This window comes from Pseudomonas sp. PA15(2017), assembly GCF_001945395.1.
Lineage (GTDB): Bacteria > Pseudomonadota > Gammaproteobacteria > Pseudomonadales > Pseudomonadaceae > Aquipseudomonas.
Genome location: NZ_MSXV01000052.1, coordinates 261721 through 282444, shown reverse-complemented (window position 1 = coordinate 282444; position 20724 = coordinate 261721). Strand labels below are relative to the sequence as shown.

General features: G+C 64.7%; 19 protein-coding genes. 11 read left to right on the top strand and 8 right to left on the bottom strand.

Going from position 1 to position 20724, the window contains the following annotated elements; all coding sequences use genetic code 11:
• Window positions 1-21: 21 nt before the first annotated feature.
• On the top strand, window positions 22-441 hold the full coding sequence (locus tag BVH03_RS18660) for a DUF4174 domain-containing protein (RefSeq protein WP_075962550.1): 420 nt from the start codon (window positions 22-24) through the stop codon (window positions 439-441).
• A gap of 247 nt (window positions 442-688) precedes the next feature.
• On the opposite strand, the gene BVH03_RS18655 is transcribed toward BVH03_RS18660, so the two are convergent.
• Complete coding sequence (locus BVH03_RS18655) at window positions 689-1399, bottom strand: NUDIX domain-containing protein (RefSeq protein ID WP_075962549.1); 711 nt, start codon at window positions 1397-1399, stop codon at window positions 689-691.
• On the bottom strand, window positions 1396-1977 hold the full coding sequence (locus BVH03_RS18650) for an adenylyltransferase/cytidyltransferase family protein (RefSeq protein ID WP_075962548.1): 582 nt from the start codon (window positions 1975-1977) through the stop codon (window positions 1396-1398). Before BVH03_RS18650 ends, BVH03_RS18655 begins: the two co-directional genes overlap by 4 nt.
• 99 nt (window positions 1978-2076) lie before the next feature.
• Between BVH03_RS18650 and BVH03_RS18645 the strand changes: the two genes are divergently transcribed.
• The 3 genes from BVH03_RS18645 to nadE are packed head-to-tail and all read left to right on the top strand — an operon-like array spanning window position 2077 to window position 4767.
• Window positions 2077-2730 carry a nicotinamidase gene (locus tag BVH03_RS18645; protein ID WP_075962547.1) on the top strand — a complete coding sequence of 218 codons (654 nt, stop codon included), beginning with the start codon at window positions 2077-2079 and terminating at the stop codon, window positions 2728-2730.
• Window positions 2723-3943: a nicotinate phosphoribosyltransferase gene (pncB, locus tag BVH03_RS18640; RefSeq protein WP_075962546.1), complete on the top strand. Its 1221-nt coding sequence runs from the start codon at window positions 2723-2725 to the stop codon at window positions 3941-3943. Before BVH03_RS18645 ends, pncB begins: the two co-directional genes overlap by 8 nt.
• On the top strand, window positions 3940-4767 hold the full coding sequence (gene nadE, locus BVH03_RS18635) for an ammonia-dependent NAD(+) synthetase (RefSeq protein WP_075962545.1): 828 nt from the start codon (window positions 3940-3942) through the stop codon (window positions 4765-4767). The genes pncB and nadE overlap by 4 nt, the downstream gene beginning before the upstream one ends.
• A 21-nt stretch (window positions 4768-4788) precedes the next feature.
• On the opposite strand, the gene BVH03_RS18630 is transcribed toward nadE, so the two are convergent.
• Window positions 4789-5718: a LysR family transcriptional regulator gene (locus tag BVH03_RS18630; RefSeq protein ID WP_075962544.1), complete on the bottom strand. Its 930-nt coding sequence runs from the start codon at window positions 5716-5718 to the stop codon at window positions 4789-4791.
• A 298-nt stretch (window positions 5719-6016) separates the two neighbouring features.
• Here BVH03_RS18630 and BVH03_RS18625 point away from each other — a divergent pair, with 298 nt between their 5' ends.
• The 4 genes from BVH03_RS18625 to BVH03_RS18610 are packed head-to-tail and all read left to right on the top strand — an operon-like array spanning window position 6017 to window position 10946.
• The gene (locus BVH03_RS18625; protein WP_075962543.1) at window positions 6017-7348 is read left to right on the top strand and encodes a DUF3100 domain-containing protein; all 1332 of its coding nucleotides are present in this window, start codon (window positions 6017-6019) and stop codon (window positions 7346-7348) included.
• A 12-nt stretch (window positions 7349-7360) separates the two neighbouring features.
• Window positions 7361-8251: an NAD(P)-dependent oxidoreductase gene (locus BVH03_RS18620; RefSeq protein ID WP_218189552.1), complete on the top strand. Its 891-nt coding sequence runs from the start codon at window positions 7361-7363 to the stop codon at window positions 8249-8251.
• On the top strand, window positions 8248-9753 hold the full coding sequence (locus tag BVH03_RS18615) for an aldehyde dehydrogenase family protein (RefSeq protein WP_075962542.1): 1506 nt from the start codon (window positions 8248-8250) through the stop codon (window positions 9751-9753). Before BVH03_RS18620 ends, BVH03_RS18615 begins: the two co-directional genes overlap by 4 nt.
• 20 nt (window positions 9754-9773) lie before the next feature.
• Window positions 9774-10946 carry a M20 aminoacylase family protein gene (locus tag BVH03_RS18610; RefSeq protein WP_075962541.1) on the top strand — a complete coding sequence of 391 codons (1173 nt, stop codon included), beginning with the start codon at window positions 9774-9776 and terminating at the stop codon, window positions 10944-10946.
• A gap of 4 nt (window positions 10947-10950) precedes the next feature.
• Here BVH03_RS18610 and BVH03_RS18605 read toward each other — a convergent pair whose 3' ends face one another.
• Together BVH03_RS18605 and BVH03_RS18600 are read right to left on the bottom strand one after the other, a co-directional pair.
• The gene (locus BVH03_RS18605) at window positions 10951-11151 is read right to left on the bottom strand and encodes a hypothetical protein (protein ID WP_075962540.1); all 201 of its coding nucleotides are present in this window, start codon (window positions 11149-11151) and stop codon (window positions 10951-10953) included.
• 35 nt (window positions 11152-11186) lie between these two features.
• Window positions 11187-12542: an MATE family efflux transporter gene (locus tag BVH03_RS18600; RefSeq protein WP_075962539.1), complete on the bottom strand. Its 1356-nt coding sequence runs from the start codon at window positions 12540-12542 to the stop codon at window positions 11187-11189.
• Window positions 12543-12687: 145 nt separating this feature from the next.
• On the opposite strand from BVH03_RS18600, the gene BVH03_RS18595 reads away from it, so the two are divergent.
• From BVH03_RS18595 to BVH03_RS18585, 3 genes are all read left to right on the top strand, one after another.
• On the top strand, window positions 12688-13191 hold the full coding sequence (locus tag BVH03_RS18595) for an RNA polymerase sigma factor (protein WP_075962586.1): 504 nt from the start codon (window positions 12688-12690) through the stop codon (window positions 13189-13191).
• Window positions 13188-14135 (top strand): FecR domain-containing protein, encoded by a 948-nt coding sequence (locus BVH03_RS18590; RefSeq protein WP_083640112.1) that lies wholly within the window; start codon window positions 13188-13190, stop codon window positions 14133-14135. The genes BVH03_RS18595 and BVH03_RS18590 overlap by 4 nt, the downstream gene beginning before the upstream one ends.
• A 141-nt stretch (window positions 14136-14276) precedes the next feature.
• Window positions 14277-16682 carry a TonB-dependent receptor gene (locus tag BVH03_RS18585; protein ID WP_075962538.1) on the top strand — a complete coding sequence of 802 codons (2406 nt, stop codon included), beginning with the start codon at window positions 14277-14279 and terminating at the stop codon, window positions 16680-16682.
• 60 nt (window positions 16683-16742) lie between these two features.
• On the opposite strand, the gene BVH03_RS18580 is transcribed toward BVH03_RS18585, so the two are convergent.
• The 3 genes from BVH03_RS18580 to BVH03_RS18570 all read right to left on the bottom strand — a co-directional run bounded on the left by BVH03_RS18580 (window position 16743) and on the right by BVH03_RS18570 (window position 20707).
• A complete protein-coding gene (locus tag BVH03_RS18580) occupies window positions 16743-19139 on the bottom strand; it encodes a TonB-dependent receptor (RefSeq protein ID WP_075962537.1) in 2397 nt (798 codons plus the stop codon).
• Between the two features lie 87 nt (window positions 19140-19226).
• Complete coding sequence (locus BVH03_RS18575) at window positions 19227-20156, bottom strand: FecR domain-containing protein (protein WP_075962536.1); 930 nt, start codon at window positions 20154-20156, stop codon at window positions 19227-19229.
• On the bottom strand, window positions 20153-20707 hold the full coding sequence (locus BVH03_RS18570) for an RNA polymerase sigma factor (protein ID WP_218189551.1): 555 nt from the start codon (window positions 20705-20707) through the stop codon (window positions 20153-20155). Before BVH03_RS18570 ends, BVH03_RS18575 begins: the two co-directional genes overlap by 4 nt.
• Between the last annotated feature and the right edge of the window lie 17 nt (window positions 20708-20724).

Here is a 20724-nt window from a genome sequence, read left to right as displayed (position 1 = left end):
ATCCCGCCGGGGAGATCGGCCATGAAGCGTTTCGCGACCCTGCTGCTCTCGGCTCTGCCGCTGCTGGCCCATGCCAGCGAGAATCCGCTTGAGGCCGAGCGCTGGAAAACCCGGCCGCTGATCGTGCTGGCCGCCGGCGTTGATGACCCATTGCTGGCGCGGGTGCAGGCCGCGCTGCGTGAGCCGGCCAACCGCGAGGCGTTCGTCGAGCGCGACATGGTGCTCTATACCCTGATCGGCAAGCAGGGGCAGCGCAACGAGCAGCCACTGGATGCCATCGCCACCAAACGCCTGCTGCTGGCGCTGGACGCCGGCAATGCCCGGCCCCAGGTGATTCTAGTCGGCAAGGATGGCGGCAAGAAGATCCAGCAGGGCGCCGATGCCGATCTGCAGGCGATCTTCCGGACCATCGACCGCATGCCCATGCGGCAAGGCGAATGACTTGCTGATGAATGCCTTCAATCGTCTGGCGATTGGAACGCGGCAGTAGGAATCGTTGATCGGCTACGGCACAGCCGATTGATGGTGCGTGTGGGAGCGAGCCATGCCCGCGAAGATCTTGGGCATAAGCGAGGTGTCCTGCCTGGCCAAGGATCGATTCAGGTGCTGGTTTGGTCCTTCAGGCCATGGGCTACGTGCGCAATTCGGGTATGAACCAGGCATCCCCGCTCGCTCCCACAAAAGCTGGTCAGCTGCTGGCCCGATCCGCCAACAGGCTGCGGTCGAATACGAACACACCCTCGGCCTCTTCGGTCAGCTCCCACAACTGCTGGGGGCGGCCCATCTTCGGGAAGTTCTTCTCGCCGGTGTCGCGAATCCAGCCAGCGTCCTTCATCTTTTCGAGGCGCTTGCGCAACGACGTGTTGTTGATCGTCGTGCCCAGGCAGGCCTGGGCGGCGTTCAGGGCGTCGAGCACGGTGAAGCGTGACGGCGCCAGGTACAACGGCAAACTGGTGTAGACGGATTTGCCCGCCAGGCGCTCGACGCTCAGGCGCACCAGTTGGTGGTGATCGAAGGGCAGGGCGAGGCGCCCGTCCAGCACCTCGTCGAGTGGCACGAAGCGCAGGCCGTCGTCAGCGGTTTCGGTGTCTGGCGCCAGCAGAGCCAGGTAATAGGTGCTCATCGACCAGCCGCGCGGGTCACGCTCGGCGCTGCCTTCGGTGCCGACCTGCTCGAGGTGGCGCGGCAGCACCTGGGCCTTGTCGCGCAGCACGCGGTGGGCAGCCGCCTCGAGATTAATATCGCGAGTGCTGCCGTTGACGATCACCCCCGGCAGCGCCCACTGGCTCTTGAACGGCTCGCGCTCGCGGCGGTGCAGCAGCACCTGTAACTGGCGGCTCTCGGCATCCATGCGCAGGGCAATCAAGTCGACACTAGCCAGCACTTCCGCAGAACTCACATCACGCTCCTGTAAATCGCCATATCAGTCTCAATCTCTGGCAACTGCCAGGCCTCTGGGATCGCTTGCCCGGCGGCGATCATCGCGCGAATCGCGCTGCTGTGCACGGACATCTCCTCGTCCGCTACCACCAGTCCGAACCTCTGGCGCAGCTCGACGGTGCGGTGGAATGTCTGCAGCCGGGCGAGGTTGTCTTCACCGATCACCAGCGCCAGGCGCTCGGTCGGCAGCGCGTGTCGTTCTGCCAGCCGGCTGAGCAAGTCGTAGCTGTAGATCACCTGGCCAGTGGCGCCGAGTTCGCGCTCCAGGCTGCAGCAGCGTACCCGATCACCGAAGCGCGCGGCCATGCGCGCGACCCAGACGCAACGCAGGTCGAAGTCGGCCATGCGCTTGGCGTCGGCATGGCGATAGCTGGGCACCACCAGTACCTGCTCGCTGGTTTCCAGTACCCGGCGGATCACGCTGGCATGGCCCGTGTGGGGCGGGTCGAAGGCGCCGCCGTAGACGGCCAACGCGAAGCGTTGCGGCGCTGGTTCATCGTGGCCTGCCGCGAAGCACTGCAGAGGCGAGGGCTGCATGGTGAATCTCCTTGCAGATGGGAGTTGACATACATAATACACCTGGTGGAATATGTTTCCACCCCGCAGCGATGCGGCTCCATGAGCAGGAGGTGTCACGTGAAGATCGCCACGTTCGATGTCGATGCGCAAAAAGGCTTCACCAGCCTGTGCCCCGATGAATTGCCGGTGGCCGGCGGCCATGAAATCGCCGCGCCGCTCAACGACATGGCGCGTCGTGGCACCCTGCGCCTGGGCAGCAAGGACGCCCATGCACCCAACGCCCTGTGGGTGGTCGACAGCCACGACCAGATGCTGCAGCCCCTGAGCCACGCCAACGCCGATCTGACCTGGGTCAGGCACTGCGTGCCGGGCACGCCTGGCTTCGAGCTGCTCGATGAGCTGCCGGCGCCAATCGACTATGACTTCTTCGTGTGGAAGGGTGTCGAACCTGATCTGCACCCCTACGGCGCCTGCTTCCACGACCTGGCTGGCCAGCGCAGCACGGGTGTCATCGAATACCTGAAGGTGGCCGGTGCCCAGGCTGTGGTGGTCGGCGGGCTGGCCCTGGACTTCTGCGTGAAGAACACCGCGCTGCAACTGCGTAGCGCCGGCCTCGAGGTGTTGTTGTATCTTCCGGCGTGCCGGGCCATTTCCGAAGCCGGCGCGACGCAAGCCATCGATCAGATGCGCGCGCAGGGCATCATCATCTGCGCCGATGGCGGAGCGCTCGACAGCGAGTTGGCCCGCCTCGAGGAGAGTGACCATGAGTGAGAGCGTATTCGCCCCCAGCATCATCCAGAACCTGCTGGACACCGATTTCTACAAGCTGACCATGATGCAGGCGGTGCTGCACAACTATCCCAACGCCGAAGTGGAATGGGAGTTTCGCTGCCGTAGCAACGAGGACCTGACGCCCTACCTGGCCGAGATCCGCTACCAGATCGAACAACTGGTCAATACCTCGATCACCCCGGATCAACTGGCCTACCTGGAGAAGATCCCGTTCATCAAGGCCGACTTCATCCGCTTTCTCAGCCTGTTCCGCTTCAACATGCGCTACGTGCATGTCGGCACCGACGACGCCGGCCAACTGGCGATTCGCGTGCGTGGCCCATGGCTGCACGTGATCCTCTACGAGATTCCGCTGCTGGCGATCATCTCCGAGGTGCGCAACCGCTACCGCTACCGTGAAGTGGTGATCGAGCAGGTACGCGAGCAGCTGTATCGCAAGCTCGACTGGCTCAAGGGCGAAGCCACTGCCGATGAACTGGCAGGCTTCCAGGTGGCCGATTTCGGCACCCGCCGGCGCTTCTCCTACCGTGTGCAGGAGGAAGTGGTGAACATCCTCAAGCACGATTTTCCGGGGCGCTTCGTCGGCACCAGCAACGTGCACCTGGCCCGCGAGCTGGAGCTACGGCCGCTGGGCACCATGGCCCACGAGTGGTTCATGGCCCACCAGCAGCTCGGCCCGCGGCTGATTGACAGCCAGAAGGTGGCGCTGGAGTGCTGGGTCAAGGAGTACCGTGGCCTGCTCGGCGTTGCCCTGACCGACACCATCGGCATGGACAGCTTCCTCGGCGACTTCGATCTGTACTTCGCCAAGCTGTTCGACGGCCTGCGCCACGACTCCGGCGACCCACTGCTGTGGGCTGAAAAGGCCATCGCCCACTACGAGAAGCTGGGCATCGACCCGATGACCAAGACGCTGATCTTCTCCGATGGCCTGACCCTGCCCAAGGCGCTCGAACTGTACCGCGCGCTGCATGATCGCATTCATGTGAGCTTTGGCATCGGCACCAACCTGACCTGCGACGTGCCTGGTGTGGAGCCGATGAATATCGTCATCAAGATGATCGACTGCAATGGCCAGCCGGTGGCGAAGATCTCCGACACGCCGGGCAAGACCCAGTGCCGCGACCCGAACTTCGTCACCTACCTCAAACACGTTTTTCGTATCGACGCGAATCAGGGAGCTTCCTCATGAGCAATCGACAAGCTGAAATCGCCAACGCCCTGGGCGTCATCGCCCCGTTCACCTCGGACGCCGACGTGGACGCCGAGATCGCTAGGCGCACCGCCTTCATCAAAGCAACTCTGAGCGCCTCGCACACCAAGGTGCTGGTACTCGGTATCAGCGGTGGCGTGGACTCCTCGGCGGCCGGCCGCCTGGCGCAGTTGACCGTCGAGCAACTGCGCAGCGAGACGGGCGATCAGAGCTACCGCTTCGTCGCCATCCGTCTACCGCACAACGTGCAGCACGACGAGTCCGACGCCCAGGCCGCGCTGGCCTTCATCGCCGCCGACGAAGTGCTGACCATCGACATCGCCCCGGCAGTCTCCGGCCTGGCCAAGCAGATCGGCGAGCTGGGTGAACTGACCTCGGCGCGCCGCGACTTCGTGCTTGGCAACACCAAGGCGCGCGTGCGCATGCTGGCCCAGTACACCGTGGCCAACGCCCGCAACGGCCTGGTGATCGGCACCGACCACGCCGCCGAAGCGGTGATGGGCTTCTTCACCAAGTTCGGTGACGGCGCCTGCGACCTCGCCCCGCTCAGCGGTTTGGTCAAGGGCCAGGTACGGCGTATCGCCGAACGCCTTGGCGCGCCGGCGTCGGTGTTCTCGAAAGTGCCGACCGCCGATTTGGAAGACGAGCGCCCCGGCATCCCGGACGAGCAGGTGCACGGCGTCAGCTACGACGACATCGATGCCTTTCTGCAGGGCAAGCCGGTCAGCGACACCGCCTACCAGGCCATCGTGCAGACCTACGACAAGACCCAGCACAAGCGCGAATTACCCTTTGTGCCGTGAGCGCATACCCGTGCGCCTCTTTCACCGGGGCGCGTCTGCTGCAGGTGGGCGAAACGCCGTCATATCGCGCAAGCAGAACGCAACGAACTGATTTGCAGCCGGAGACAGCTGACGACCCGCCCGGGTGATCAGGTGAGCTTCGGCGCTTTTCAGGGTGTCGTCGAGAATGGGTATGGCATGCAGCTCCCCCAGTGAAAGCTCGTGGGATATCGAGAAGGGGGGCAGCAGGGTGATGCCTTGGCCTGTGGCGACGAAGGCCTTGAGCACGGAAATCTGATTGGTGGTCAGGACTGCATCGAGGCGAACTTTCCGTGAATATTCCACATGGCCCAGTAGCTGACGAATGCCGTAGCTTCCATTCATCAGTGCAACTGGCCAGCGGGTCAGCTCCTTGAATTGCAAATGGGGAGCGTTGCGCAGCGCGTGGCTGTTGCCGACGACGGCACACATCGGTTGTACGCAGGCGCCGCGGGTGACAATGCGTGAGTCCGCGGGGGCGTTGTAGACGAGCCCCAATTCGGCATCGTCTTCGCTGATGCGCCGCAGGATTTCGGTGGTGCCGGTAATATCCACCGACACCGTGATTTCCGGATACTGCTGACGGAATCGCCTCAGTGGTCCGCGCACCAGGTCCTGTACGAAACCTTCTCCGGTGACCACCGATACCGACCCACTACGCAGGCCGCGCATGAGGTCGATCTTCGACAGCATATCGGCGCGGTGGGCCTGTTGTTGCCGTGCGTAGTCGATCAGCAGAAGCCCCGCAGGCGTGGGCACGATTCCCCTTCGATTTCGCTCGAGCAGCGCAACGCTCAATTCCTCCTCAAGTAACGCAATCTGCCGGCTGACTGCCGAAGGTGCAATGGCCATCTTCTCGGCTGCGGCGCGAATGGTGCCGCATTTCACCGCCTCGTAGAGGTAGATCAGCCGCTGTTCGTGAAAGGACTGCATGGGGTATTCCTTCAACTGTTACCGGGCGAGCGGCCGCTGGAGAACTCTGGTCAAGCCGCGGGCAGCGTGGCACAAACTTCGTTCTGTGTTCTAAAAAAAAGAACAAAATACATCAAATGCGATATTTCATCGTTGCTAGATTCCGCTCAAGCGTTGCCGGGATACCGCGACGCCGCATGCAGACGCAGCCGAAAGGTTTGCTCCGCATGACAACAATAAATGCGATTGAACGACTCAATTCCTGCCATTTCGATCACTTGGCCAGTGCCCATGCGCTGGCGCGTCAAGGGGAACGCCCATGCCTCCTATTTCTGCTTGTTCGCAGCAACACGTCAGTCCGTTGCGGCTGTATGTGCTGGCTATCGTCATTGTTCTGATCGCGGAAGCGCTCGGGCCGCTGTCTATCCCGCTCGGTATCGGCAAGGTGGTTCTTTTGCCGATGATATGGGCGTTGCTCATGGGCCTGGCATTGGGGATCTGGCATAGCCGCTTGCCGGGCGTCACCCGTGTCGATCTGCCCATGCAGTTCCAGGCGTCCGCCATTTTGCAGCCGGCGCTGCTGATCTTCATCGCCAAACTGGGGCTGCTGGTTGGCGGGGCCTTACCCAAATTGGCCGAAGCGGGCTGGGGCCTGCTGCTCCAGGAGTTCGGCAATCTGTTCGGTTGCGTGCTGCTGGGCATGCCGGTGGCATTGCTGCTGGGTATCAAGCGCGAAGCCGTCGGTGCGACTTTTTCCATCGGCCGTGAACCGGGCCTGGCGATCATTGGCGAGAAATTCGGCATGGATTCGGCCGAGGGCCGTGGCGTACTCGCCGAGTACGTAACCGGCACGCTGATCGGTGCCATCTTCATCTCGATCTTCGCCGGCTTCGTCACCAGCCTCAATGTGTTCCATCCCCTGGCCCTGGCCATGGGCGCCGGGGTTGGGTCGGGCAGCATGACGGCCGCCGCAGTGGGCGCCATCGCCGCGCAACAGACGCCCGAGATGGCCAAGGACGTGGCGGCTTTCGCCGCTGCCAGCAATCTGATTGCCACGACGCTGGGCACCTACCTGACGTTGTTCGTCTCCCTGCCGTTCGCTGTCTGGGCCTACCGCGTGCTGGAACCAGTGCTGGGGCGCCGGCATAGCGGTGAAGTCGCCACGGCGCCGAGCGAGATGGAGCGTGCCGCCGCCGGCATGAGTGTGCCCGATCTCAGGTGGCTGGAGCGTCTGCTCGCCTGGGCCGTAGTCGGGGCCATGGTGCTGTTGGGCAATCGGGTCGGTTTCGGTGTACCGATTCTGGAGGCCCTTCCGGGTGTGGCGCTGATGATCGGCGCAGTGATCATCGGTGATCTCGTCTACCGCGGCCTGGGCCGCAAGATTCCAGCCGTGTGCTGGGTATCGCTGGTGGCCATGGGCATGACCTTTCCTGGTTTCCCGTTGGCCGGTGTGGTCAGCGAACTGACCAGCAAGGTGAACTTCCTGGCATTGATCACACCGATGCTGACCTTCGCCGGCCTGTCGCTGGCCAAGGACCTGCCTGCATTCCGCCGTCTGGGCTGGCGCATCGTGGTCGTGTCGCTGCTCGCCAATGCCGGCGTGTTCCTCGGCGCCGCGTTCATCGCGCAGTTCTTCGTGCATACGCTTTAACCAGGAGAAATCATGAACCAAGCATTTCCAGACATTCAGCGCGTGGCCGTCATCGGCCTGGGCAACATGGGCGCCGGCATGGCGCTGAGCCTGCAGCGTGCCGGTTTCTCCGTCAGCGGCTTCGACCCGTCACAGGCCGCCCGCGAGAGGCTGGCCGGCAAGGGCGTCACGCTGTTCGATTCGCTGGCCGAGTTGGTGGCGCAGGCGCAGGTGATCGTGTTGTCGCTGCCGACATCCGACATCATCGAACGCGTGGTGCTGGGTGAAGAGGGAATCGTCGCCCACGTCAGCCAGCCGACCATCCTGCTCGACACCTCCACCGCCGACCCGACCAGCACGCGGCGCATTGCCGAGGCGCTGGCGAACAGCGAGCTGACGCTGGTCGACGGCCCCGTCAGTGGTGGGCCCAAGGCGGCCCATGGCGGCACCATGACCATGCTGTTGGGCGGCGACGAAGCGGTGCTGGCACAGCTCTCACCGGTGCTCGATGCGCTGACCGGCAAACGCGTGCGGGTCGGTGAGGTGGGCGCCGGGCATTCGGCCAAACTGCTCAATAACCTGCTGTGCGGCATGCACCTGCTTGCCGCTGGCGAGGCCATGCGCATCGCCCGTGGAGCCGGTCTGGAGCCCGAGGAAATTCTCAAGGGCATCAACGCCGGTTCGGGCCGCAGCGGCGTGACAGAGGTGAACTACCCCACCTGGATACTCAACGACGCCTTTGATTCGGGTTTCACCATGAAGCTGATGCGCAAGGACCTGCGCCTGGCGGCCGACCTGATCGCCCGATCCGGCGCCGGCGTGCCGCTGGCCGAGGAGGCGTTGCGCCTCTGGCAAACATCGTTGCCGGCGATCGCCGATGCCGACGACTTCAACTGCATCGTCAACTACGAGGAACAGCGATGAACAGCGCCGAGCAGAAAATCACCGAGGCCTTTGGGGTGTTCTTCACCGAAGGGCAGTCGGTGGGATCCTACATCGCCGGGCACCTGCACGCCGGCAGTGCGCAGCCCATCGCCCTCAAGCAAGCCGCCAGTGGTCAGGACAGCCTGACCTATGCCGACGGTGGCGCCGAGGCGGCCGAAGCCGCCGTGGCCGCTGCCCGCGACGGGCAGGCACGCTGGTGGGCGATGACTCATGCCCAGCGCGGGCGCCTGATGTTCGCGGTCGGCCAGCGTGTTCGCGCCAGCGCCGAACAGCTGGCGCGCCTGGAGTCGGTCAGCTCGGGCAAACCGATCCGTGACTGCCGCGGCGAGGCCCTGAAAGTGGCGGAAATGTTCGAGTACTACGCCGGCTGGACCGACAAGCTGCATGGCGAGGTCATCCCGGTACCGACCTCGCACCTCAATTACACGCGGCGTGAGCCCATAGGCGTGGTGCTGCAGGTCACCCCCTGGAATGCGCCGTTGTTCACCGCCGGCTGGCAGATTGCCCCGGCCATCGCCATGGGTAACGCGGTGGTGCTCAAACCCTCCGAGCTGACGCCGTTCACCTCGCTGGCACTGGCGCGGCTCGCCGAAGAGGCCGGCATCCCGGCGGGCGTCATCAACGTGCTGGCCGGTTACGGTCACAGTATGGTGCCGGCTGCCCTGGCTACCGGGCAGATCGACAAACTGGTCTTCGTCGGCTCGGTGCCGACCGGCGCCAAGGTCGCCGAGGCGGCGGCACGTCATCTGGTGCCGTGCGTACTGGAGCTGGGTGGCAAGTCGGCCAATATCGTCTTCGCGGATGCCGATCTCGACCGTGCCGTGCTCGGTGCTCAGGCGGCGATCTTCGCCGGGGCCGGGCAGAGTTGCGTGGCTGGCTCGCGCCTGCTGGTGGAGCGCAGCATCCATGACGCCTTCGTCGAGCGCTTCGCCGCTGGCGCCGCGCGCATCCGCGTCGGTGATCCCGAGAACGACGGCACCGAGATCGGCCCTATCTGCAACCAGGCCCAGTATCAACAGGTGCGCGAGCTGATCGAACAGGCGCAACGCGAGGGCGCGCGGCTGGTGGGCACGCCACCCCAGGCCGGAGAGGGCTACTTCGTGCATCCCACCGTGCTGGCTGATGTGCGCAACGACATGAGCATCGCACGCACCGAAGTGTTCGGGCCGGTGGTCGCGGTGATCCCCTTCGACGACGAGGAACAAGCCATCGCCATCGCCAACGACACTCCGTTCGGCCTGGCGGGCGCCGTGTGGACGCGGGACGTTGGCCGCGCCCACCGCCTGGCCAGCGCCGTGCGCGCCGGGACCTTCTGGATCAACGGCTACAAGACGATCAACGTGGCATCGCCGTTCGGTGGTTACAAGCACAGCGGCTACGGTCGCTCCAGTGGCGTCGATGCGCTGCGCGAGTACACGCAGATCAAGAGCGTGTGGGTGGAAACCGACAAGGCGCCGGCGACGGCCTTCGGTTACCTGTGATGCCAGGAGAGAGGACGATCATGAGCACTAGCGATACGCTGGATACCGGGCAGCTGCAAAGCTGGCGACACGACTTCCACCGCCACCCGGAAACCGCCTTCGAGGAACATCGCACCAGTTCCCGGGTCGCCGAACTGTTGCGCCAGTGGGGGCTGAGCGTAGAGACCGGCATTGCCGGTACCGGCGTGGTGGCCACGCTGCAGGGCATGCGTGGCGATGGCCCGGCCATCGGCCTGCGCGCCGACATGGACGCCCTCCATGTGGAAGAACTCAACGCTTTCGCCCATGCTTCCAGCCACCCCGGCCGCATGCACGCCTGTGGCCACGACGGGCACACCACCATGCTGCTGGGCGCGGCCCAGGCATTGGCCGCGCAGGCGGATTTCGCCGGGCGCGTTCACTTCATCTTTCAGCCGGCCGAGGAAAACGAGGGTGGCGCGCGGGCGATGATCGAGGCCGGCCTGTTCCAGCGCTACCCGCTACAGGCCGTATACGCCCTGCACAACTGGCCAGGCTTGCCGGTCGGCGAGGCAGCGGTGCATGCAGGGCCAGTGATGGCGGCCTTCGACATCTTCACCCTGACCTTGCGTGGCCAGGGTTGCCATGCCGCCATGCCCCACCTGGGCACGGATACCCTGCTGGCCGCCTGCCAGTTGGTGACGCAACTGCCGGCACTGATCGCCCGGGAGAACCAGGCCCATCAGCCCGCGGTGCTCAGCGTCACCAGCTTCCACGCCGGTGATACCTACAACGTGATGCCCGAGCAGGTGCAACTGCGCGGTACGCTGCGCTGTTTCGACATGGCTCAGCGCGCCATGATCGAGCAGCGGCTGCGCGACGTAATTGCATCGGTGGCCACCTTGCATGGCCTGAGCGCCGAACTGGACTACCGTGTCAGCTACCCCGCGACCGTCAATCATCCGGCCCATGCGGGGCGATGCGCGGCTGTGCTCGAAGGTGTATTGGGCCGCGGCCGGGTGCACCGTGAACTGCCACCGAGCATGGCCTCGGAAGATTTCTCGTTCATGTCCCAGGCATGCCCCGGTGCGTACATTTGGCTGGGTAACGGGCAGGACAGCGCGTCGTTGCATAACCCGCGCTACGACTTCAACGATGCCCTGTTGCCATTGGGCGTGCAGTACTGGGCGGCGCTGGTGCGCTCGCTGCTGGGGGCCGATGGGGTGCCAGGCTGAGCCATCAGCCAAGGGTGCCGTGGCCGCGCACCATCAATGCCAGCACGAACAACGAGAGCTTGGCGTGGAACTGGGTGTCGTGCAGGTCGTAGGCCGAGCCCTTGCCGAATTGACAGACAGTGCAGGCAGGCGGCGATGGTTTCGGCCATGGCAGGCTCCTTAGCGAAACAAGGGGCCAGCGGCAGGCCGGGTGCGCGACGCCCATCCTGGTGTTTTTCTGGTGCGCGCGCCAGACGCAGATCAATCTGCCTGGCGATTACCTGGCGCCGCCAGCCACTGATCACGCTGGGCCAGCCGCCAGGCCAGCGCACCGAGGGTCAGGCCGCGCAAGGCCATGAAGGCCAGAAAGGCGATCCACAAACCATGGTTGCCGAAACTCTGCAGCGCCAGAGCGATCGGCAGGCCGATGACCAGGGCGACCAGCATGGCGTTGCGCATTTCGCGGGCACGGGTGGCGCCGATGAACAGGCCGTCGAGCAGGTAGCTCCACACTGCGAACAGTGGCAGCAGGGCGAGATAGGGCAAGTAGTGACCGGCGGTCTCGCGTACCACGGCGATATCCGTTTGCAGGTTGACGAACAGGTGGCCGCCGACGGCGAATGCCGCGGCGAACACCAGGCTGGCCAGCAGCGACCAGGTACCGGCGACGATCAGGCTGCGCTTGAGGGCCAGGCGATCCCGCGCGCCGATGGCATGGCCGCATAGCGCCTCGACCGCATGGGCCAAGCCATCCAGTGCATAGGCGGTGATCAACAGACCGTTGAGCAGCAGGGCGTTGGCCGCCACCGTGGCGTCGCCCAGCCGTGCGCCCTGGATGGTGATCAGCAGGAACACCGCCTGCAGCGCCAGCGAGCGCAGGAAGATATCGCGGTTCACCGCCAGCAGCGCCCTCCAGCTCTGCCACTGGGCCATCGCCGCCCAGCGGGTATTGCCCGGATGGCGACGCAGGGCGCGCCGCGCCAGCGTCAGGCCGACCAGCAACCCGCCCCATTCGGCCAATACCGCGGCGCGGGCGGCGCCGACCACTTCCCAGTGCAGCCCGAGCACGAACCACAGCGACAGCACGATGTTCAGCAGGTTGGTGACCAGCAGCATCACCAGCGGCGCGCGGGCGTTCTGGGCGCCGAGCAGCCAGCCGATCAACGCGTAGTTGGCCAGCGCTGCGGGCAAACCGAGCAGTCGCGTGTGCAGAAAGTCCCGAGTCAGGCCGTCGAGTTCGGCTGACGGGTTCATCAGGCCCAGCGCCAGGCCACTGAAGGGAATCGCCAGTGCGCCGAGCAAGAGTGCCAGCAGGGCGGCGAGCAGCAGGCCCTGCACCAGCACCTGACGCAGCGCACCGCCATCGCCTCGACCGCAGGCCTGGGCAGCGAAGCCGGTGGTGCCCATGCGCAGAAAACTCAGCACCCCGACGATCAGGATATACAGGCTGCTACCCACCGCCACGGCGCCCAATTGATGGGCATGGGGCAGGTGGCCGACCACTGCGGTGTCGACCAGCGCTACCAAGGGCACGGACAGGTTGGAAAGAATCATCGGCGCGGCCAGCGCCCAGACCTTGCGGTGGGTTGGCGCGTGGCGCCAGGCATCACGGAACATGGGTAACTCCCTGCAGGCTGCGCAGTATAAGGGCGTTACCGATTCCAAGCGCAGACTGCGGCAGATGGCTACCCGTCGCATCGCATTGAAAATTGTTCGCAGCGGATATATGTTCGCAACCCTTTCCCGGCACGAGATCCCCCGAGTGCGCCCGCCCCGCGACAGCGATGCCCAAGACGGCCAGTTTCAGCGCCATGCCGGCGAGCTGCTGCGTTTCTTCACCCGGCAGCTCAAGTGCAGCGACCTGGCAGCCGACCTGCGCCAGGAAACCTGGCTGCGCTTCCAGCGCCGTGGCAGCGCCGAGGTGGGCAATCTGCGGGCTTTTCTGTATCGCATCGCCCGTAACCTGATCATCGATCACTTGCGCCAGCAGCAGTCGCGGCCGGTGCAGGAAGACGTCTCGCTGGAGCTCGTCTGCGAACAGCCTGGGCCCGAGCAGATCGTGGGTGACGGGCAGCAGCTCGGCCGGCTGCAGGGTATCCTTGAGGACTTGCCGGCCCACCTGCGCCAGGCGCTACTGTGGAATCGCCTCGACGGCCTGACGCAAAAGGAGATCGGCCAGCGCCTCGGGGTTTCCGAAAGCATGGCCGGGCGCTATATCCTCAAGGCCCTCGAACACTGCCAGCAGAAAATGGATTGGATGCCGTGACCACCGACGCTTCGCTTCTCGCTCAGGCCAGGGAATGGCAGGTGCTGCTGCATTCCGGGCGCGCCACGGCGGCCGATCACCTGGCTGCCAAAGCCTGGCGCGAACGCTCGCCGGCTCACCAGCAGGCTGCCTGCGAGGTGGATCGGCTTTGGGCATTGCTGGGGCAGGTACGGCAGCCAGCGACCGTGCCGCCCGTTGCCGCGCCAGCCCGGCGGCCGGCGCGCCGACGCCGCGCGCTGCGCTGGAGCGTACCGCTGGCAAGCGCCGCGCTACTGCTGCTGGCCCTGTGGCTGCCCCAGGGCGCCTGGCTGGGCTGGTACGCCGATGTGGCGACGGCGCCCGGCGAAGTACGCACCCTCGAACTGGAGGACGGTTCGATCCTCACCCTCAATGGTGCCACGGCACTGGACTGGACGCTCGGCGAAGGACGCCGGGAAGTACGCCTGTACCGCGGCGAGGTTGATTTGCAGGTCGCCAAGGATGCCAGCCGGCCGTTCGTCGTCGAAGCGGGGCCGGCGCGTATCCGGGTCACCGGCACGCGTTTCGATGTCGACTACGATGGTCGCGACGTGGTGCTGGCCGTGACCGAAGGGCAGGTGCAGGCCAGCGATGCAACAGGCCTGCCACTGCCGGTGGGCGCCAACCAGCAGGTGCTCTGGAGCGGTGATCATCTGCAGGCGGTGCAGCCACTGGATGCTCGTCAGCAGCTGGCCTGGCAACGGGGCAAGCTGGTGTTTCGCGCCCAGCCGCTGAGCGAGGTATTTGCCGCGCTGGAGCGCAGCCATCGCCAGCGGGTGATCTTTCTCGATGACAGCGTGCGCGAGCTCAAGGTTACCGGCGTGTTCGCCCATGACGACCCAAGGGCCGTGCTGCGCGCCATCGAAAGTGCCCTGCCGGTACGCCTGGTGCGCCTGCCCGGTTTATTGCTGGTTAGCCGGGCCTGATCCGCCTCCGTACGATTCGCGACATTGGCGCGCGCTGGAAAATAATCACGGATGCGGTTCAGAAACGTGCGGGTGGTTCGTCTTCCTCTCTGCAAATGCGACTTCTTCGCATGAACTTATGCAGAACACAGGAAATTCAGCATGCGCCTGACGCGTACCCCTCTCTGGCGAGCCATCGCCACCGCCCACCTGCTGCTCGCCGCCACCAGCGCCTTGGCCCTGGAGTTCGACCTCCCGGCTCAGCCGCTCGACGCGGCGCTGACCGACTTCGCCGAGCAGGCCAACGTGCGCCTGCTCTACGATGCCAGCCTGACCCCCAGCGAGCGTCAGGCACCGGCCCTCAAGGGCGATTATTCGGTGGGCGAGGGCCTGCAGCGGCTGTTGCAGGGCAGTGGCCTGAGCTATCTGATCGGTGCCGACGGCACGGTCAGCCTGTTGCCGCTGAGCAGTGACGCCGGCTCGCTGCAGCTCGACGCCACCACCGTGAGTGGCCAGGCCGATGGGCGCCAGGATCTGCCGGTCGAGTACGCTGGTGGCCAGGTCGCCCGCGGCGCGCGGATCGGCATGCTGGGCAATCAGGATATGCAGGATGTGCCGTTCAGCTTCAGCAGCTACACCTCCGAGCTGATCAGGAATCGCCAGGCGCAGAGCCTGGGTGACGCCCTCAACAGCGATTCGGCGGTGCGCCAGTCCTACGGCTTCGGCAACTTTTCGCAAGTGTTCGTGATTCGCGGCTTCCAACTGTACAGCGACGATATCGCCTTCAATGGCCTGTACGGCATCCTGCCAAGGCAGATCATTTCAGCCGAGTCCGTCGAGCGGGTCGAAGTGTTCAAGGGCGCCAATGCCTTCCTCAATGGATTTGCGCCTGGCGGTAGCGGCATCGGTGGGGCGATCAACGTCGTGTCCAAACATGCCGAGGACACACCGACCCGAAGCTTGACCGTGGACTACGGCAGCGACAGTCGGGTCGGTACGCACGTCGACCTTGGCCAGCGTTTTGGCGAGGACAACCGTTTTGGCGTTCGCGTCAACCTGGCCAAGCGTGAGGGTGAGAGCGCCATCGACGACGAAAGCAAGCACTTCACTCTGGCGGCAGTCGGCCTCGACTACCGTGGTGACAAGCTGCGGGTCTCGACCGATTTCGGCTACCAGAAACAGCGGGTCAACGAAGGGCGTCCTCCGGTATATCTGGACACCAACGCGCTGACCACCAGGCTTGGTGGTAAAACGCCCAAGGCTCCGGACTCCAAGGGTAACTATGCACAGCCCTGGAGCTGGTCACAGCTGGAAGATACCTATGCAATGCTCAATGCCGAGTACGACCTGAGCGATCACTGGACGGCGTACATGGCCGCTGGCGGCAAGTACACCCGCGAGAATGGCATTTATGGATCGACCTACGTGAATGCGCTTGATGGGGCAGCGCGTGTCGGGCGGCTGTATTCGCCGCTCGATCAGGAGAACCTCAGCGCGCTGGCCGGGGTGCGAGGCAGCTTCACCACAGGCTCCGTGAGCCACCAACTCAATCTGGCAGTGAACGGTCTGTGGACGGAAAAGAGGAATGCCTTCGAGTCAACGGCTGCAGGCAGCCGACGCTTCGGCAACCTCTATGATCCAGTCGATGTAGCCGAGCCGGTCGCCACCACCCGTGCAGGTGACATCCATGATCCGAAGACCACCGCCAAGGTGCAGAACCGTAGCCTGGCAGTCTCCGAAACGCTGGGCTTCATCGATGACCGTGTGTTGTTGACGCTGGGTGCTCGCCGACAATCGATTGGCTCGGACGCCTGGAGTGCGGCAAACCGCTCCCGTACCGCCAACTACCAGGAAAGCATCACCACGCCGGCCTATGGGCTGGTGGTCAAACCCACCGAATACCTGTCGCTCTACGCCAACCGCATCGAGTCGCTGCAGCAAGGACAGACGGCTCCGGCTACTGCCAATAACCGCAACGAGGTGTTCGCACCCTATCGAGCCAAGCAGACCGAGGCGGGCATGAAGTTGGACTGGGGCCTCTACGGTGGGAGCCTCGGTGTCTATCGTATCGAGCTGCCTCAGGGCGTATTGGGTGGCGATGGCACCTACCGGGTGGACGCACAACAGCGTAACCAGGGCGTCGAATTGAGCGTGTTTGGTGAGCCCTTGCCTGGCCTGCGTTTACTGGCCGGAGGCACCTGGATCGACTCTGAGTTGAGCGGTGGTGTCAGTGGCACCGAGGGTAACCGTGCCGTCGGTGTGCCCGAGTTCCAGTTCAACCTGAGCGCGGATTGGGATGTTCCGGGGGTTCCTGGTCTGGCCCTCAATGGTCTGCTGCTGCGCACCGGCGGGCAGTTCTACGACTCGGCGAACAATTACAGCATCCCAGCCTGGACGCGCGTCGATCTTGGTGCCCGCTACGCCTTCAAGGTCGAGCAGCGTGGTGTGACGCTGCGTGCCGGGGTGGAAAACGTGGCAGGCAAGGACTACTGGGCCTCTACCAACGGCGGCTACCTGACCCAGGGCGAGCCGCGCACGCTCAAGGTATCGGCCACTCTGGATTTCTAACTCCAGCCCATCGCCACGGATTGGCAAGCCCGAAGACCGTTGTCTCCGGGCTCGTGGCAACTAGAATGCCAGGCGCAGCCCCAGCGTCGCGTTGCGCGGGGTGCCGTAGAAGGCCGACGAAGTACTGGTGTAGTACGCCTTGTCCAGCAGGTTGTTGACGTTCAGCGTCGCGCTGAGCTGTTCGGTGATGGGGTAACGGGCCATCAGGTCCACCACGGCATAGCTCTCCTGGGTAAAGCGCACGCTGTTTGGCCCGCGGCCATCGGTGTAGATCGCGTTCTGCCAGTTCACCCCGCCGCCCAGGGTCAGGCCGTTACCGAGGTTTTCGATCAGGTAGCTGGTAAACAGCTTGGCGGTGTTCTGCGGGATATTAGTGTTCAGGGCGCGGCCGTTGCTGTCCTGCACGATATTGCGCGAGAAACTGCTGCTCAGCTGCCAGTTCGGTTGTAGCTCGCCCGTCAACTCCACTTCGAATCCGCGGGTCTTGGTGCCGGACTCCGCCGTGTAGGCGCGATCGGTCGTGCCTGTAACGTAAGTGTCAGGGATGGCAACGGCCAGGTTGTCCTGTTCGATCTGGTAGATCGCCGTGGAAAAGTTCAAGCGGTCTTCGAAGAAGCCGGCCTTGATCCCCACCTCGTAACCTTCGCCCTCCAATGGGTCGATATAACTGCCATCGAGCAGGCGATTGTTTTGCGGCTTGAAGATGGTGGTGTAGCTCGCATAGGCCGACCAGGTGTCGTCGAAGTCGTAGACCAAGCCGGCGAAGGGGGTGATCACGCCTGTTTCCGTGCGTCGGGTGTTGGTATCGGCGCTGGCGTAGTTGTCGACCTTGCGCACATTTTCCCAATCGCTGACACGTGCGCCGAGGAACACCGAAAGCTGGTCGGTAGTGCGCAGGCGCAGGCTGCCGTAGGTGGCCTGCTGATTTTCGTTGTAATCGGTGCGGCCGTTGACCGGGATATCCGGTTTTGCGGGCGTCTTGCCATCCCAGCCGTTGTAGGTCGGGATCACGTTGCTCCAGCCAGCGTAGGTCCACAGGTCGTAGTTATCGGCCTTGTAGCGGGTCTCCTGACGCGAGTGACCAACCACCAGATCATGCTGCTGGCCGAACAGCTCGAAGCTTCCGCGAACGTGCATGTCGAGGCTGTCCTGCACGGGCTTTGCCCCCCAGCGGCCACCCCAGACAGTGCCGCCAGTACCGGTCAGCCGGTCTGGATACGCGGTCGACGAGGTGTGGCCAAGCACCTCATCGTATTCATAACGCCCACGGCTGAGGGTGATTCTGGCTTTCCAGTCGTCGGTCAACTGTTGATCCACAGAGGCAAAACCTGAGGCGTAGTGGCGCTCGGAGTAGCCCCAGGCAGTGGCGGCCGAATCCGCTCGCGACCAGTCGGTTTTCGAGCCGTCACTGTAGTAGAGCGGCAGGCCGAGGCGCGCGTGGTTGTTGGCGTCGTGGTGCTGCACGTCAGCTCCGACGCTAAGCAGCGTGCCCGGCGTCAGGTCCGCCTCGACGATGCCGTAGAGCACCTTGTGACGCTCGTTGAGGCGATCGATATGCGAGCCGGCGTCGCGATAGGCCGCGACCATGCGCGCTCGTACGGTGCCGCTTTCGTTGAGCGGGCCGCCGCTGTCCAGTTCGATCGAATTGTTGTCCCAGGAGCCGGTCTTCAGGCCGACGCTGCTTTTCCACTCGCTGGTAGGACGTTTGCGCACCAGGTTGATGGTCGCGCCGGGCGTGCCGACGCCATTGGTCAAACCGGTGGCGCCGCGGATCACTTCGATACGGTCGTAGAGTGTCAGGTCGTTGCTCTGGAAGATCGACATGTAGCCGGCACCCAACATGGGCTCCCCGTCGATCTGGTAATTCTCAACCTGGAAACCTCGTGAATAGATCGGGCTGCTATCCGAGCCGGTATTGCCACTTTGGGTCATGCTCAAGCCAGGCGCCTGGCGCACCGCGTCGGTGAGCTGCGTGAGGTTCTGGTCATCCATGCGCTGGCGGCTGATCACGCTCACTGACTGCGGCGTTTCGCGCAGGGTCAGCGGCAGCTTGGTCGCCGTGCTGGTCGAGCCGGTGGCGTAGGAACCGGTGCCCTCGGTGGTGTCGCCCAGGCCCGTGCCGGTGATGCTGGTGGCATCCAGTTGCAGCGAGCTGCCGAGGTCGTCACGGGTGATGATCAGGGTGTTGCCAGCGTGCTGGTAACTCAGGCCGCTGCCGGCCAGCAGCCGTTGCAGCGCCACCGTTGGCTCCAGCATGCCATTCACGGCGGGCGCCTGCAGGTGGCCGGTCAGGCTGCTGTCTGCCGCGATGCTCAGGCCAGCGGCTTCGCCCAGTTGGCGCAGGGACACGCTCAGGGGCTGGGCCGGCAGGTTGAGCTCGACCGGCGCGGCCAAGGCAGGCGCCACCAGCGCGACGCTGACGACGGCCAGCAGGTTGCGCAGGGATGAGTGGGGCATCAGGACATCCTTTTCAGAGTCGGGAGTGGGATGCCTGACTGACGGCGTGCGTTGGATTTCCCCTGATACCTGGGCGACGAACGGTCGTCAGCGCGGGCGCAGTTCGGTGTGCTGCGCGCCCTCGCGGACCCGCACGGGGGCGATGTTCGGCAGGGCGCGGATGAAGTCCTCGACATCGCTCAGTTGCAGCACCGCGCTGATGCGCGGCTGTGGAAGATTCGCCTGGGCCTGCACCGGGCGTTGGCGGTAGCGCGACAGGCTGGCGGCGATTTCGCCAAGGTCGGCGTTCTCGAACACCAGGTTGCCGCGGGTGAAGGCCAGGGCATTGCTGGCAGCCAGGTCGGCCCTATGCAGATGGCCGGCGCCATCGACCTCGATCACCTGGCCGGCGCCGACCTGCCAGACTTCATCGGGCTGGCGGCTGCTGGCCACTTCCACCAGGCCATGGTCGACGCTGACCCGCAGGCGGCCCGGCAGGCGGTTGACCACGAAGCGGGTGCCACGCACGGTGATCTGCGCCAGGCCGCTGTCGATCACGAACGGCCGGTACGGGTTACGCGTCACGTCGAATAGCGCCTCGCCCTGGCGCAGGTCAACCTGGCGCTGGCGCCAGCTGTAGCGCACGTCGATTTCGGTGGCGGCATTGAGCTGCAGCTCGCTGCCGTCGCGCAGGGTGATCTGCTGGCGCTCGCCGATCGGTGTCCGCAGTGCCATTTCCTGGGGGCTCAGCCGGTAACCAAGCCAGCCGGCAGCGGCGGCCAGCATCAGCAACAGCGCACAGGCGCCGCGGCGCAGGTAGCCTGGCCGCTGGCGCTGCTGGTGCTCCATGGCCTGAGCGAGGGCTTCGGTGCGGCTGGTGCTGCCGAAGTCGTTCCACAGCGCTTCGAAGGCGCTGTACTCCTCGGCGTGTTCGGGGTTCGCCGCCAGCCAGCTGCGAAAGGCCGGTTGCTGCGCCAGGCTGGCGTCACCGCGGATGCGCAGGAACCAGGCGGCCGCCTGGGTGGTGGCGTCACTCATGGCTGCAGCAGGTCGCGGGCGCGGCGCAGATCGATCAGCGCGCGCATCATGTGGCGTTCGACCATGTTCAGGCTGATGCCCAGGCGCGTGGCGATGTCGGGCTGGGAGTAGCCTTCGATACGCGCCATCCAGAACACCTGGGCGCAACGCTCCGGCAGGCAATCGAGAATACGCTGCAGGGCCTGCAGGCGTTGCTGGATGTCGAGCAGGTGCTCGCACGAGGGCGCCACCTGGCCTGGCGCCACGTCTTCGGGGTTGTGATCTTCGAGCGATCCCAGGCGCGATTCGCTGCGGTAACAATCGATCAGCACCGAATGCGCAACTCGGCGCAGGTAGGCGTTGGGCTGCTCGACGGGCCGGCGGTGCTGGGCCAGGGCGAAGCGCAGCAGGGCGTCGTGCAGCACATCGTAGGCGCGCTGCACGCAGCGGGTGCGGCGGCTTAGGCTAATCAGCAGGTCGCTGTAGGCCCAGCCCAGGTCGATACCTTGCCAGTTGACCTGGGCAGGCTCGCGAACAGCGGCAATGTTGACCTGGAGCGCGGCAGTCGACACGGTGAATCCTCTGGCTG